Below are 13,749 nucleotides of genomic sequence, written 5' to 3'. Positions count from 1 at the left end.
CAACCCGCAATGCAGAAGGGGCGCCATCATGGCGCCCCTTCGTGTTACTGCTTAGGCTTCAGCGTCCCAGGGACGATCGCCGTGTTCATCCTTGATACGGGTCGGCAGGCCCATCACGTCCAGCGCCTTGAGGAACGGCTCGGCTGGCAGCTCCTCGACGTTGGCCATGCGCTTGACGTCCCATTCGCCGCGAGCAACCAGCAACGCCGCCGCCACTGGCGGCACGCCTGCGGTGTAGGAGATGCCCTGGCTGTCGGTCTCGGCGTAGGCTTCTTCGTGATCAGCCACGTTGTAGATGAACACTTCGCGCGGCTGGCCGTTCTTGCTGCCCTTGACCAGGTCACCGATGCAGGTCTTGCCGGTGTAGCCAGGCGCCAGCGAGGACGGGTCAGGCAGCACTGCCTTGACCACTTTCAACGGCACCACTTCAAGGCCTTCAGCGGTCTTGACCGGTTGCTCGGAGAGCAGGCCAAGGTTTTTCAGCACGGTGAAGACGTTGATGTAGTGCTCGCCGAAGCTCATCCAGAAGCGCACGTTGGGCACGCCGAGGTTTTTCGACAGCGAGTGCACTTCGTCGTGACCGGTCAGGTACAGGTTCTGCGAACCGACCACCGGCAGGTCGTCGGTGCGCTTGACCTCGAACATGGTATTGCTGGTCCACTGGCTGTTCTGCCAGCTCCACACTTGCCCGGTGAACTCGCGGAAGTTGATTTCCGGGTCGAAGTTGGTGGCGAAGTACTTGCCATGCGAGCCAGCGTTGACGTCGAGAATGTCAATCGAGTCAATCTGGTCGAAGTATTGCTGCTGTGCCAGTGCGGCATAGCTGTTGACCACACCCGGGTCGAAACCGACGCCGAGAATGGCTGTGATGTTCTTGTCCTGGCATTCTTCGAGGTGTTTCCACTCGTAGTTGCCGTACCACGGCGGGGTCTCGCAGATCTTGCCCGGCTCTTCGTGGATGGCGGTGTCCAGATAGGCAACGCCGGTATCGATGCAGGCACGCAGCACCGACATGTTGAGGAATGCAGAGCCGACGTTGATCACGATCTGCGATTCGGTCTCGCGGATCAGTGCCTTGGTCGCCTCGATATCGAGTGCATTGAGCGAGAAGGCCTGGATATCGGCGGGAACCTTGAGGCTGCCCTTGGCCTTGACGCTGTCGATGATGGCCTGGCATTTGGAGATGTTCCGCGACGCAATGGCAATACGACCGAGTTCGTCGTTATGCTGCGCGCACTTGTGGGCCACCACCTTGGCGACACCTCCTGCACCAATGATAAGAACGTTCTTCTTCAATTTATCCCTTGCTCCTTACTGAAGGCCTGACTTACGACAGGCTGGAAACGTAGTCTTCAAAACCGAACTCGCGGACCACTTCGACGCTGCCGTCGAGTTGCTTGACCACAATGGACGGCATTTTCAAACCGTTGAACCAGTTTTTCTTGACCATGGTGTAACCGGCCGCATCGATGAACGACAGGCGATCACCAATGGCCAGCGGACGATCGAATTGGTACTCGCCGAAAATGTCACCGGCCAGGCACGACTTGCCGCACACCATGTAGCTGTGCGCGCCATCGTTGGGGGCCATCTTGGCGTCGAGGCGGTAGATCAGCAGGTCGAGCATGTGCGCTTCGATCGAGCTGTCGACCACGGCCAGGTTCTTGCCGTTGTACAGGGTGTCGAGCACGGTCACTTCCAGCGAAGCGCTCTGGGTGATGGCGGCTTCGCCCGGCTCCAGGTACACCTGCACGCCGTACTTCTCGGAGAAGCTCTTGAGGCGCGCGCAGAACTCGTCCAGCGCATAGTCGGCACCGGTGAAGTGGATACCGCCACCGAGGCTGACCCACTCGACCTTGTGCAGCAGATGGCCAAAGCGCTCTTCGATGTGCGCAAGCATCTTGTCGAACAGGCTGAAGTCGCCGTTCTCGCAGTTGTTGTGGAACATGAACCCAGAGATCTGGCCGATGACTTGCTCGATCTTCTCCGGGTCCCACTCGCCGAGGCGGCTGAATGGGCGCGCCGGGTCGGCCAGCAGGTAATCGGAGCTGCTCACCTGCGGGTTGACGCGCAGGCCGCGGACCTTGCCTTCGGACTGTTCGGCAAAGCGCTGCAGCTGGCCGATCGAGTTGAAGATGATCTTGTCGCAGTTGGCGAGCATGTCTTCGATTTCGTCATCGGCCCAGGCCACGCTGTAGGCGTGGGTTTCGCCGACGAACTTCTCTCGGCCCAGTTTGAGCTCGTAGAGCGAGGACGAAGTGGTGCCGTCCATGTATTGCTGCATCAGGTCGAATACCGACCAGGTGGCAAAGCACTTGAGTGCCAGCAGCGCCTTGGCGCCGGAGTGTTCGCGCACGTAGGCAATCTTCTCGAGGTTGCCCAGCAGCTTCTGTTTGTCGATGAGGTAGTACGGCGTCTTGATCATTTAAGGCCCCCGGCCAGGCCGGCCAAAAAAAGGACACGCATTGTGCCTTCACTGGCCGCATATCGAAAGGGTCGTAGACGCATTTCGTCAGAGTTGTGTGTCGCCCTGCGCCTGTTGTCGCCATTGGGCGAACGGCGAGGAATTATTTCCCGCAGCTGAGGCCTAGTAAAACAGACAGATATGACGGTCGTGAGGAGGCATCAACCGATGAGCACAAAATACAAAGTGGGCGATACGGTGCGCTGGAATTCCGAGGTCGGAGTCATCCATGGCACGGTGACCAAGGTGCATCTGCACGATGTCGAGTTCATGGGCAGGCAGCGCCATTGCTCGAAGGATGAGCCGCAATACGAGGTCAAAAGTGCCAAGACCGGGCACCTGGCGATGCACCGTGAAGACGCCTTGCACAAGGAGTGAACCTTCGCCGTACTCGACCGGTCGCAGCAAATACCTTCATGCAAAAAGGACGTTAACGATGAAATCGATGACTCGACTGTTCACAGGTCTTGCTCTGGTAGGTGCACTGGGCGCAAGCGCAGCCTGGGCTGACCAGCCTGGCGCCGACTGGAAAGTCACCAAGGATCAGGCCGAGGCCAGCCTCAAGGCCGCCGGCTACACCCAGATCACCAAGATCGAGGCCGACGACGGCCATTGGGAAGGCGAGGGCGTCAAGGCTGATGGCATGAAGTACGACTTCCATGTCGACCCGTACAGCGGCAAGGTCACCAAGGACGAGATGGATCATTGATAGGCAGTAACTGACGTTTTCTGCGGTGGTGCTCTTGGCCCGTGCTCGTCACGGGCTTTTTTACGCGCCTGGAATGAGCTATTGCGCAGCCAACCACAGCTGAATCTGCTCAAGCGTCGCCGTAGCCCCGCCGCACACCACCACCAGCACCTTGCGGTAGTTGCCCAGCGCTTCTGCTTTATAGGCCAGCGCCAAGGCCGCGCCGCAGGCCGGCTCGACCAGCAGACGGTGATCGGCAAGGAAGCGCTCACAAGCCTGCAGCGCCTCGCGGTCCGTGACCAAATGGCTTTCAACCGGATGGCTGCGCGCGCATTCCAGCGCTTGCTCCGCTACCCGCTTGGCGCCCAAGGAGGTGGCGATGGAGCTAAGTGCCGGCAGCTCGACCGTGTGACCAGCCTCGACTGCAGCGTGAAATGACGCCGCGCCTGTGGTTTCCACCGCCAGCACCGGCACATCGTCCCAGCCATTGCGCTTGAGGCCTTCGACTACACCGCTGAGCAAGCCGCCACCACCGACCGACAAGATCAGCGCATCGGGCTTGCAGTCGGCAGCGGCGACTTCGTCGATCAGGCTGGCGTGGCCCGTCCACAGTAGCGGGTCATCGAATGGATGAATGAAGGCATCATTGGCGCCGACCAGGGTTTGCGCCAGCTGGTTGGCTTCCTGCCAGGAGCCGCCGTGGACGATGACCTTGGCGTCCTCCAGGCGCAGCAGCTCTCTGGCCCGCTCGCTGGTGGTCTCGGGGACGACCACGGTCACCGGCACGCCCAGGCTGCGCCCGGCATAGGCCACCGCCAGCCCGGCGTTGCCGCCCGACGAAGATACAAAGTGACGCGCACCGCGAGCATGGTGCTGCTCACAGGCGTGGCCAACCCCGCGCAGCTTGAACGAGCCGCACGGCTGCAGGGCGTCGAGCTTGAGCCAGATCGAACGGCCAGCGGCGAGCGACATCGGCCGCGATTCGATCAAGGGGGTGTGGATGTGCAAAGGCATGCTGATCTCCGCTGGATTATGGCTGGCGGGGCGCTGCAGTGGGCTCGCCACGCAGCTGCTCCAGATAGTTGTAAACGGTGTAGCGGGTCACGCCGAGCGCGGCTGCGGCCTTCTCGACCCCACCCTTGACGATGAACAGGCCGCGCTCCTGCATCAGGCGCACGGCCTCGACCTTGGCCTGCTTGGTGAGCCGGCCCTGACCAGATGAAGCCAGGGCGCTGTCGATGATCTGGGTCATCAGCAGCGCCATGTCGGCCGCGTCCTCAACCACCGCCACTGCAGGTGGCGCGGCAGTCAGTGGCTGCAGCTGGGTGAGAAAGGCGAGGGCGGCATCCAGCCCACTGTTGTCGACGTTGATGCACAGGCTGGCGAACGGCTGCCCTTCGCTGTCGCGCAGGATCGCCGTGGCGCTGCGCAGGGTGCGGCCTTTGATCACGGTGGGGTAGTCGGGCAGGATCACCGGCTCGCAGCTAGGCTGGTTGGCCGCCTGCATCAGGGCCTTGAAGCCCTGGTCCTGCTCCGGCGCGGCAAGGATCGGGCTGCCGACCACGCGCCCGGACAGCTGGCCATTGGCGATGGCGACCACCGATTGCTCTGGCTGGTCGAGGTCGTGCAGGAGGATTTCCATATTGCGCCCGGCAACGCTGCCGATTGCCGCGATGGCGGCTTTCAGCGTGGAGAGGACGATCTGGCGTTCACGAAGAATGTGTGCAGCGGGCATGGATAATTCAACAAAATGTCAATTTTTAACATTCTGTTGAATTATCGCGAGGGCGTCAATCGGCAGCGCGTGGTTCAGCCCAGTGCCGGAGTGCGCGGCGGCACGATGCGGCGCGAGCCGGTCGACTCGAAGGCGCAGGCGAAGCTCAGCAGGGCCGAGTCATCGTAGGCACGGCCGGCAAAGGTCAGCCCGACCGGCATACCGATATCGGCCATCACACCCATCGGCACGGTTACGGTCGGCACGCCCAGGTGGCGGATCGCGAGGTTACCGTTGGCAACCCAGACGCCGTTGCTCCAGGCAATGTCGGCCGAGGCCGGATTGACGTCGGCATCGGCGGGGCCAACATCGGCCACCGTCGGGAACAGCACGGCGTGCAAGCCAAGCTGGTCCATCCAGTCTTCCAGGTCGAGCTTGCGCGTCTGCTCCAGGCCGCGCAGGCCATCGGCAACGGTGTCGATCTGATCCCAGCTCTTGAGGCCGCGCTTGGCCATGTTGACGTATTCGTCCATGCCGGCCGCGAGGTCGTCTTCACGGTTAGGCAGGGTGCCCGGGTCGTGCGGGAAGATCTGCGGCCCGTCGACATCGGCCAGGCAGTTGAGCTTGGGGTCGTTGTTGGCGCGCAGGAAGTCGTCAAAGGCCCAGCCGGACAACTCCCACAGCTCGTCGTGGAGAAACTCCTTGCTGACGATGCCACGGTTGTAGACGGTCGGCGCGCCCGGGCGATCGCCTTCGCAGTTGGACACCAGCGGGAAGTCCACCTCGATCACTTCGGCGCCGGCGGCTTCCAGCGCCTGGCGCGCCTGCTGCCACAGCGCGATGACGCTTGGGCGAGTGTGGATACGCTGGCCGGTCGGGCCACCGATGCCGGGTTTTTCCGAGGTGCCGGCGAGTTCGTCGGCATTGATGTACATGCGTGGCACGCCGAAGCGCTTGCCCTGCAGCGAGTTGGCATCCTGCGCTAGATCAAGATAGGACGCCGGGCGTACCGCCGATGCCTTGGGAATTGGCACCCACGGCTGCAGGCGCCACAGATCGCCACGGGTGTCGGCATCGTCGGCCACCACCACGTCGAGGATTTCCAGCAGGTCGTGCATGGTCCGCGCAAACGGCACCACCACATCCATGGTAGGTGTCAGCGGCCAGTTGCCGCGCACCGAGATCACCCCGCGCGATGGCGTGTAGGCGCACAGTCCGTTGTTCGAGGCCGGGCCGCGGCCACTGGACCAGGTTTCTTCAGCCAGGCCAAATGCGCAGAAGCTCGCGGCGGTGGCGGTGCCGGCACCGTTGGACGAGCCGGAGGCAAACGGTGCGGTCAGGTAGGCGGCGTTATACGGGCTCTCGGCGCGGCCATACACACCGCGCTGCATGCCACCGTTGGCCATCGGCGGCATGTTGGTCTTGCCCAGGCAGACCGCACCGGCGGCGCGCAGTCGCTCGATGGTGAAGGCGTCCCGTTGCGCCACCAGCTTGGCAAATGCCGGGCTGCCGGAGGCGGCGGTCATGCCTTTGACCAGGTAGCTGTCCTTGGCGGTGTAGGGGATGCCTTCCAGCGGGCCGCGGCTTTCACCACGAGCACGGCGAGCATCGGACGCCTGGGCTTCGGCGATCGCCTCTGGGTTGCGCACCACGACCGCATTCAGCGCGCTGGCGCTGTCGGCTGTGTCATAGGCATCGATGCGTGCCAGGTAGGCCTTGACCAGTTCGACCGCTGTGGTGCGGCCAGCTTCGAGCGCGGCGCGCAGCTCGGCAATGGAAACCTCGGTTACCTCGATCATGCTGTCACCAAACGTATACAGGTGGGGGCTAGTGGCGCGAGTGTACAAGAAGGATTGGGGGGAAGCAGGCTTGCAGCGGGGAAAAGCATTGTTGCAGGGCGGCATTTATTGGCCCTATTTGCCCTGAGCATTGATCGTTTTCCGACAGACATTGTCGGACGAAACATGCACGGTCTACGCTTGACCTGAGAAAAAGTGCGCACGATGCGCCACGCTGGAGCCAACTGCCTGATGTCTACACCGCCTGACAAAACACCAAAAGCTACCATCAATCCCCCTGTGTTCTGGATTTCTTCTGTTCTGCTGTTGCTGATCGTGCTCTACGCGAGCGTGTTCCAGGCCCATGCGCAAAGCCTGTTTGCGCACATCCAGGGCTGGATCATCGGCAACGTCAGCTGGTTCTACATCCTGGCCGTGGCAATCATCCTCGGCACCGTGGTGTTCCTCGGCATCAGCCGCTATGGCGACATCAAACTCGGGCCTGACCACAGCACCCCCGACTACAGCAGCACCACGTGGTTTGCCATGCTGTTCTCGGCCGGCATGGGCATCGGCCTGATGTTCTTCGGCGTTGCCGAGCCGGTCATGCACTTTCTCAAGCCGCCCATTGGTGATGGCGGCACGGTCCAGGCGGCGGGGGAGGCGATGCGCATCACCTTCTTCCATTGGGGCCTGCACGCCTGGGCAATCTATGCCATCGTCGCGCTGATCCTGGCCTATTTCAGCTATCGCCAGGGCTTGCCGTTGACCTTGCGCTCGGCGCTGTACCCGCTGATCGGTGAGCGCATTTACGGCCCGCTGGGGCATGCCGTGGACATCTTCGCCATCATCGGTACGGTGTTCGGCGTTGCCACTTCGCTGGGCTTTGGCGTGGCGCAGATCAATACCGGGCTCAATGCGCTGTTCGGTGTGCCGGTGTCGACCGGGGTGCAGATCGCCTTGATCATCGGCACCACCTTCCTCGCCACCTTGTCGGTGATGTCTGGCCTGGACAAAGGCATCCGCCGCCTGTCCGAACTGAACCTGGGTTTGGCGGTGCTGCTGTTGCTGATGGTCATGCTGCTGGGGCCGACCGTGTTGATCCTGCAGACCTTCGTGCAAAACACGGGCGGTTACTTGAGCGAGATCGTCAGCCGCACACTCAACCTGTATGCCTACCAGCCAACCGACTGGATCGGCGGCTGGACCTTGTTCTACTGGGGCTGGTGGCTGGCCTGGTCGCCCTTTGTCGGCCTGTTCATTGCGCGGATTTCCCGTGGCCGGACCATTCGTGAGTTCGTCACCGGCGTGCTGCTGGTACCGACCGCGTTTACCCTGCTGTGGATGACCGTGTTCGGCAATACCGCAATCCACATGATCCTCGACGAGGGCCTGACTGACCTGGCCATGGCGGTCGACAAGGACACCTCGCTGGCACTGTTTGCCTTCCTTGAGCACTTCCCGTTCGCCAGCGTGATCAGCACCCTGGCGGTGATCATGGTGGTGGTGTTCTTCGTCACCTCGGCGGATACCGGGGCGATGGTAGTGGACATGCTGGCGTCTGGTGGGCAGGAGAACACCCCGTTGCGCCAGCGCGTGTTCTGGGCGGCGAGCATGGGCCTGGTGGCGATTGCGCTGTTGCTGGCCGACGGCCTCAAGGCGTTGCAGACGGCAACCATCGCCAGTGCATTGCCGTTCACCCTGGCGCTGCTGTTCAGTACCCGCGGGCTGCTCAAGGCGCTCAAGCTGGACGCTACCAAACGTGATCTGCGCTATCAGGCACTGGCGATTTCGCCAACAGCCTCGCGTGCTGCCGGTAACTGGCAACGGCGCCTGCGCACCCTGGCGATGTTCCCGCGGCGTGCCCACGTCGCGCGGTTTATCGCCGACGTTGGCTTGCCAGCATGTGAGGCGGTGGCTGATGAGTGGCGCAGGCAGGGTTATGACTGCAGCGTCGAGCAAGGTAGCGAGGGCAGCGTGATGCTCAAGGTCGGCCCGAGCGAGGGCACCTTCGTCTACGAGATCAGGCCGCAGGCGTATGCCACGCCAAGCTTTGTCACCGCCAGCGATGCGCCGCCGGGCGAGGAGCGCAAGTACTTCCGCGCCGAGGTGCACCTGCGTGAAGGCGGCCAGGACCATGACGTGATGGGCTGGTCCAAGGATGAGGTGATCGGCGACATTCTCGATCACTTCGAGCGGCATATGCATTATCTGCATCTGGTTGGTTGAGGCAGGTCCTGCTCTATACCGGGCAAAAAAAGCCCCGCGGGCCAGGCCTGCGGGGCAAACGGTTGGGGGAGGAGCCAACCAAAGGAGCTGTTGCTAGGCCATCCGCTTTTCAGATACTTGCGCTTAGCTTGAGTACGTCGGGGCCAGCTGCGCTGGCCTTTCGCGACACAAGGCCGCTCCTACAGTGACCGCGTAAGCCGCTGATGCGCGGTCCCTGTAGGAGCGGCCTTGCCGGGGCGCCGGACCGGTCGGAAAGGGGTGCATAGCGCCCCCCAGCGTCATCGCAGGCTGGCTACCGTCTCAGGCTGCCAGCCGCCACCCAAAGCCTTGTAGATCGCGACGATGCCGCGATACAACTCGACTTCGCCCTGGGCCTGGGCATCTTCCGCGCTGAGCCGCTCGCGCTCGGCATCCAGCAGTACCAGATAATCCACGGTGCCTTCGCGATAGCGGATCGAAGCCAGGTCGGCGGCCTTGCGGCTGGCATCGCTCTGGCGCATCAAGGCCTGCAAGCGCTGTTGGGTCTTGCCGTAATCACTGAATGCATTGGCTGACTCTTCCAGCGCCAGCAGCACCTGCTGTTCGTAGGTAGCCAGTGCGCCTTCGGCGTCAGCCTTGGCGCCACGGATGCGCGCACGTACGCTGCCCAGGTCGAACGCTGCCCAGGTGATACTTGGGCCAAGCCCCCAGGCATTGGCTGCGGACGAGCCGATCTGCGAGCCACGCGCGGCGGTGAAGCCAAGGAAGCCACTCAGGCTTACCCGCGGGAACAGGTCGGCGGTCGCTACCCCAACGTTGGCGGTCGCCGCTGCCAACTGGCGCTCCGCGCTGCGAACATCCGGGCGCCGACGCAGCAGTTCAGCGGGGTCGCCGATCGGCAGTGCTTTGGCGATTGCCGGCAGCTGTTTAGGCGACAGATCAACGCTGAGCTGATCCGGGCGCTGGCCGAGCAGAGTGGCGATGCGGTTTTGTGCGCGCACCTGCTGTGCCTGCAGTTGCGGCACGGTGGCCTCGACTGCCGCCAGGCGGGCATCGGCGCGAACCACGTCGAGCTCGTTGCCGACGCCGGCATCGCGCAGGGTCTCGGTAATGCTGCGCGAGTCCTGCTGGGTCTTGAGGTTGGCAAGGGCGATTTTTTCGCGCAACTGCGCGCCACGCAGCTGGCCATAGGCATCGACCAGCTCGGCGATCATGCTCACCTGCAACTGCTGCAGGTCGGCCGCGGCGGCGGCCTCTTGCGCTTCGCTGGCTTCCAGTTGGCGCTGAATGCGGCCGAACAGGTCCAGCTCCCAGGCCATGTCCAGGCCCAGGTCATAGCGTTCGCTGTTGACCCGGCGCTCGGTCTGGCCCGGGATCTGGCCTTTGCCCAGCTCACTGCTGGCACGGCTGCTCACCACCGGCAGGTTGTCGTTGTCGACATCCTCCCGGATCGAGCGCGCCGCCTTGAGCCGGGCGAAGGCCACGCGCAGGTCGCGGTTGCCTTGCAGCGAAGCCTGCACCAGCTGGTTCAGGGTCGGGTCGTCGAACTGCTGCCACCACACGCTTTCAAAGCGGCTACGGTCGAAGGCCTTGACCTGCACCTGGTTGCCCAGCTGCGCCGGCTCGGTGTTCGGCGTCTGGTAGTCCGGGCCCACCGCGCAGGCCGCCAGGGCCAGCGCCAACAGGCTCGGGGTCAGTGGTTTGAGGAGGTTCATGCGTGGTTCTCCAGCGGCTTGGCTTGCGCGGCCTTGCGGGCTTCGCGACGCTCGACATAACGGCGGATCAGGACGAAGAACACCGGGGTCAGGAACAGGCCGAACACGGTCACCCCGATCATCCCCGAGAACACTGCCACACCCATCGCATGGCGCATCTCGGCACCGGCGCCGGACGAGAACACCAGCGGCACCACGCCCATGATGAAGGCAATCGAAGTCATCAGGATCGGCCGCAGACGCAGGCGGCAGGCTTCCAATACTGCGGCCAGGGGATTGAGCCCTTCGGCTTGCTTGTCCTTGGCGAACTCGACGATGAGGATGGCGTTCTTGCACGCCAGGCCCACCAGCACGATCAGGCCGATCTGGGTGAAGATGTTGTTGTCACCGCCCGACATGATCACCCCGGTAATCGCCGACAGCAGCGTCATCGGTACGATCAGGATCACCGCCAGCGGCAGGCTCCAGCTTTCGTACTGCGCCGCCAGCACCAGGAACGCCAGCAGTACGCAGAGCGGGAACACCAGCAGCGCGGTGTTGCCAGACAGGATCTGCTGGTAGGTGAGGTCGGTCCACTCGTAGGTCATGCCGTTGGGCAACTCGGCCTTGAGCAGTCTTTCCATAGCCGCCTCGGCCTGGCCGGAGCTGTAGCCTGGGGCGGCGCCACCGTTGATTTCTGCGGTGATGTAGCCGTTGTAGTGCATCACCCGGTCTGGCCCCGAGGTGTCGCTGACCTTGAGGAAGGTCGCCAGCGGGATCATCTCGCCCAGATTGTTACGCACTTTCAGCTGACCGATCTGCTCGGCGTCTAGGCGGAACTGCTGTTCAGCCTGAACGTTGACCTGATAGGTGCGGCCAAAGCGGTTGAAGTCGTTGGTGTACAGCGAGCCCAGGTAGACCTGCAGGGTGTCGAAGATATCGTTGATCGCCACGCCGTGGGTCTTGGCCTTTTCCCGGTCGATATCGGCATCGACCTGCGGCACGTTGACCTGATAGCTGGTGAACAGCCCTGCCAGCTCGGGTACGTTGTGGCTCTTGGCAATGATGTTCTGGGTTTCTTCGTACAGCGCTTCGTAGCCGAGGTTGCCGCGGTCTTCGATCTGCAGGCGGAAGCCGCCAATGGTGCCCAGGCCCTGTACCGGCGGCGGTGGGAAGATCGCGATGTAGGCATCCTGAATATCAGCAAACTGCGCGTTCAACGCAGCCGCGATGGCCGCCGCCGACTGGCTCGGGTCGGTACGCTCTTCAAACGGCTTGAGCGGAGTGAAGACAATGCCGCTGTTGGGGCTGTTGGTGAAACCGTTGATCGACAGGCCTGGGAAGGCTACCGAGTCGGCCACACCGGGCTGCTTCAGGGCAATCTCGCTCATGCGCTTGATGACGGCTTCGGTGCGGTCGAGGCTGGCCGCGTCGGGCAACTGGGCGAAGGCGACCAGATACTGTTTGTCCTGCGCCGGGACGAAGCCGGTCGGGGTCGAGGCAAAGCCCAGGTAGGTCAGCGCCATCAGCCCGGCATAGACGAACAGGGCGATGCCGCTGGAGCGGATGACCCGGCCCACGCCGGCCACGTAACGCAGGCTGGCACGCTCGAAGAAGCGGTTGAACGGGTTGAACAACCAGCGCCCGAAAATCCGGTCCAGGGCACGCGAGAAGCGATCCTTGGGCGCGCCGTGTTCTTGCAGCAATACCGCCGCCAGTGCTGGCGACAGGGTCAGCGAGTTGAAGGCCGAGATCACTGTCGAAATAGCGATGGTCAGGGCGAACTGCTTGTAGAACTGCCCGGTCAGCCCGGAGATGAACGCTGCCGGGATAAACACCGCGCACAGCACCAGCGCCGTAGCGATGATCGGCCCGGTCACTTCACTCATGGCCTTTTGCGTGGCTTCGAGTGGTTTCAGGCCCAGGCCGATATTACGTTCGACGTTTTCCACCACCACGATGGCGTCGTCGACCACGATGCCGATCGCCAGCACCAGGCCGAACAGTGACAGGGCGTTGAGCGAGAAGCCGAACAGATGCATCACGGCAAAGGTGCCGATCAGCGAGACCGGCACGGCCAGCAGCGGAATGATCGAGGCGCGCCAGGTCTGCAGGAACAGAATCACCACCAGCACGACCAGAATCAAAGCTTCGAACAGCGTGTGCACGACGGCTTCGATCGAGCCACGGACGAACACGGTCGGGTCATAGACGATGCTGAAGTCCATCCCTTCGGGGAAGTCCTTTTTCAGCTCGGTCATCTTCGCCCGGACTTCGTCGGAGATTTCGATGGCGTTGGAGCCAGGGCGCTGGAAGATCGGGATCGCCACCGCTGGCTGGTTGTTCAGCAGCGAGCGCAGGGCGTATTGGCTGGAGCCGAGTTCGACCCGGGCAATGTCCTTGAGGCGGGTGATTTCACCATCGGCACCGGCGCGGACGATGATGTTCTCGAACTCTTCCTCATTGACCAGGCGGCCCTGGGTGTTGACCGACAGCTGGAAGCTGGTCGAACCTGGCGCAGGTGGCGCACCGAGCTGGCCGGCAGCGACCTGACGGTTCTGCTCGCGAATCGCCGTGACCACATCGGTGGCGGTCAGGTTGCGCGAGGCGGTCTTGTTCGGATCGAGCCAGACCCGCAGCGAGTAGTCGCCCATGCCGAACAGCTGCACGTCACCGACGCCGCCCAGGCGGGCCAGCTCATCCTTGATGTTGAGGATGGCGTAGTTGGACAGGTAGAGCATGTCGTAGCGCTGATCCGGCGAGGTCAAGTGCACGACCATGGTCAGGTCGGGCGAAGCCTTGTCGACGGTGATACCAATGCGCGTGACTTCTTCGGGCAGCTTGGGCTGGGTCCGGGTGACGCGGTTCTGCACCTGTACCTGGGCGTTGTCCAGGTCAGTGCCCAGGGCGAAGGTGATGGTCAGGGTCAGCTTGCCGTCGGCGGTCGACTGCGAGGACATGTAGAGCATGTTCTCGACACCGGTAATGGCCTGTTCCAGTGGCGCGGCAACGGTGTCGCCGATGACCTTGGGGTTGGCCCCGGGGAAGTTGGCGCGTACCACGACCGTAGGCGGGACCACTTCGGGGTATTCGCTGATCGGCAGTTGGAACAGCGCAATCGAGCCCGCGATCAGCAGGATCAGCGACAGCACGGCGGCGAAGATCGGCCGGGTAATAAAGAATTTGGAGAAGTTCATCGGTGT

At 62.8% G+C, this 13,749-nt stretch carries 10 protein-coding genes; 3 read left to right on the top strand and 7 right to left on the bottom strand.

Annotated elements, in window-relative coordinates; translation table 11 throughout:
- Window positions 1-51: 51 nt before the first annotated feature.
- Both M2396_RS07660 and M2396_RS07655 read right to left on the bottom strand, forming a co-directional pair.
- A complete protein-coding gene (locus M2396_RS07660; protein WP_101318714.1) occupies window positions 52-1,296 on the bottom strand; it encodes a saccharopine dehydrogenase family protein in 1,245 nt (414 codons plus the stop codon).
- Between the two features lie 31 nt (window positions 1,297-1,327).
- Entirely contained in the window at window positions 1,328-2,425 is a 1,098-nt protein-coding gene (locus tag M2396_RS07655) for a carboxynorspermidine decarboxylase (RefSeq protein WP_150569496.1), read from the bottom strand.
- Window positions 2,426-2,632: 207 nt separating this feature from the next.
- On the opposite strand from M2396_RS07655, the gene M2396_RS07650 reads away from it, so the two are divergent.
- Window positions 2,633-2,842 carry a DUF2945 domain-containing protein gene (locus M2396_RS07650; protein ID WP_259074070.1) on the top strand — a complete coding sequence of 70 codons (210 nt, stop codon included), beginning with the start codon at window positions 2,633-2,635 and terminating at the stop codon, window positions 2,840-2,842.
- Between the two features lie 58 nt (window positions 2,843-2,900).
- Window positions 2,901-3,173, top strand: a complete 273-nt coding sequence (locus M2396_RS07645; RefSeq protein ID WP_101318720.1) for a PepSY domain-containing protein — start codon at window positions 2,901-2,903, stop codon at window positions 3,171-3,173.
- Window positions 3,174-3,251: 78 nt separating this feature from the next.
- Here the strand turns inward: M2396_RS07645 and M2396_RS07640 are convergent, their stop codons facing one another.
- From M2396_RS07640 to M2396_RS07630, 3 genes are all read right to left on the bottom strand, one after another.
- Window positions 3,252-4,166, bottom strand: coding sequence for a pyridoxal-phosphate dependent enzyme (locus M2396_RS07640; RefSeq protein WP_188035776.1), 915 nt, complete (start codon window positions 4,164-4,166; stop codon window positions 3,252-3,254).
- A gap of 16 nt (window positions 4,167-4,182) precedes the next feature.
- Window positions 4,183-4,887, bottom strand: coding sequence for a transcriptional regulator (locus M2396_RS07635; protein ID WP_259074067.1), 705 nt, complete (start codon window positions 4,885-4,887; stop codon window positions 4,183-4,185).
- Between the two features lie 74 nt (window positions 4,888-4,961).
- Window positions 4,962-6,665 carry an amidase gene (locus M2396_RS07630; RefSeq protein WP_259074066.1) on the bottom strand — a complete coding sequence of 568 codons (1,704 nt, stop codon included), beginning with the start codon at window positions 6,663-6,665 and terminating at the stop codon, window positions 4,962-4,964.
- Between the two features lie 231 nt (window positions 6,666-6,896).
- Here M2396_RS07630 and M2396_RS07625 point away from each other — a divergent pair, with 231 nt between their 5' ends.
- Entirely contained in the window at window positions 6,897-8,873 is a 1,977-nt protein-coding gene (locus M2396_RS07625; protein WP_101318727.1) for a choline BCCT transporter BetT, read from the top strand.
- Between the two features lie 278 nt (window positions 8,874-9,151).
- On the opposite strand, the gene M2396_RS07620 is transcribed toward M2396_RS07625, so the two are convergent.
- Both M2396_RS07620 and M2396_RS07615 read right to left on the bottom strand, forming a co-directional pair.
- Window positions 9,152-10,567, bottom strand: coding sequence for an efflux transporter outer membrane subunit (locus M2396_RS07620; protein ID WP_259074065.1), 1,416 nt, complete (start codon window positions 10,565-10,567; stop codon window positions 9,152-9,154).
- Window positions 10,564-13,743 carry an efflux RND transporter permease subunit gene (locus M2396_RS07615; protein ID WP_150572912.1) on the bottom strand — a complete coding sequence of 1,060 codons (3,180 nt, stop codon included), beginning with the start codon at window positions 13,741-13,743 and terminating at the stop codon, window positions 10,564-10,566. Before M2396_RS07615 ends, M2396_RS07620 begins: the two co-directional genes overlap by 4 nt.
- Window positions 13,744-13,749: the final 6 nt, after the last annotated feature.

The organism is Pseudomonas sp. BIGb0278 (genome assembly GCF_024809895.1).
In the GTDB taxonomy this organism is placed as follows: Bacteria; Pseudomonadota; Gammaproteobacteria; order Pseudomonadales; family Pseudomonadaceae; genus Aquipseudomonas; species Aquipseudomonas shirazensis.
Note: the sequence above shows the minus strand (reverse complement) of the source record. Positions and strands in the feature narration are given on the sequence as shown.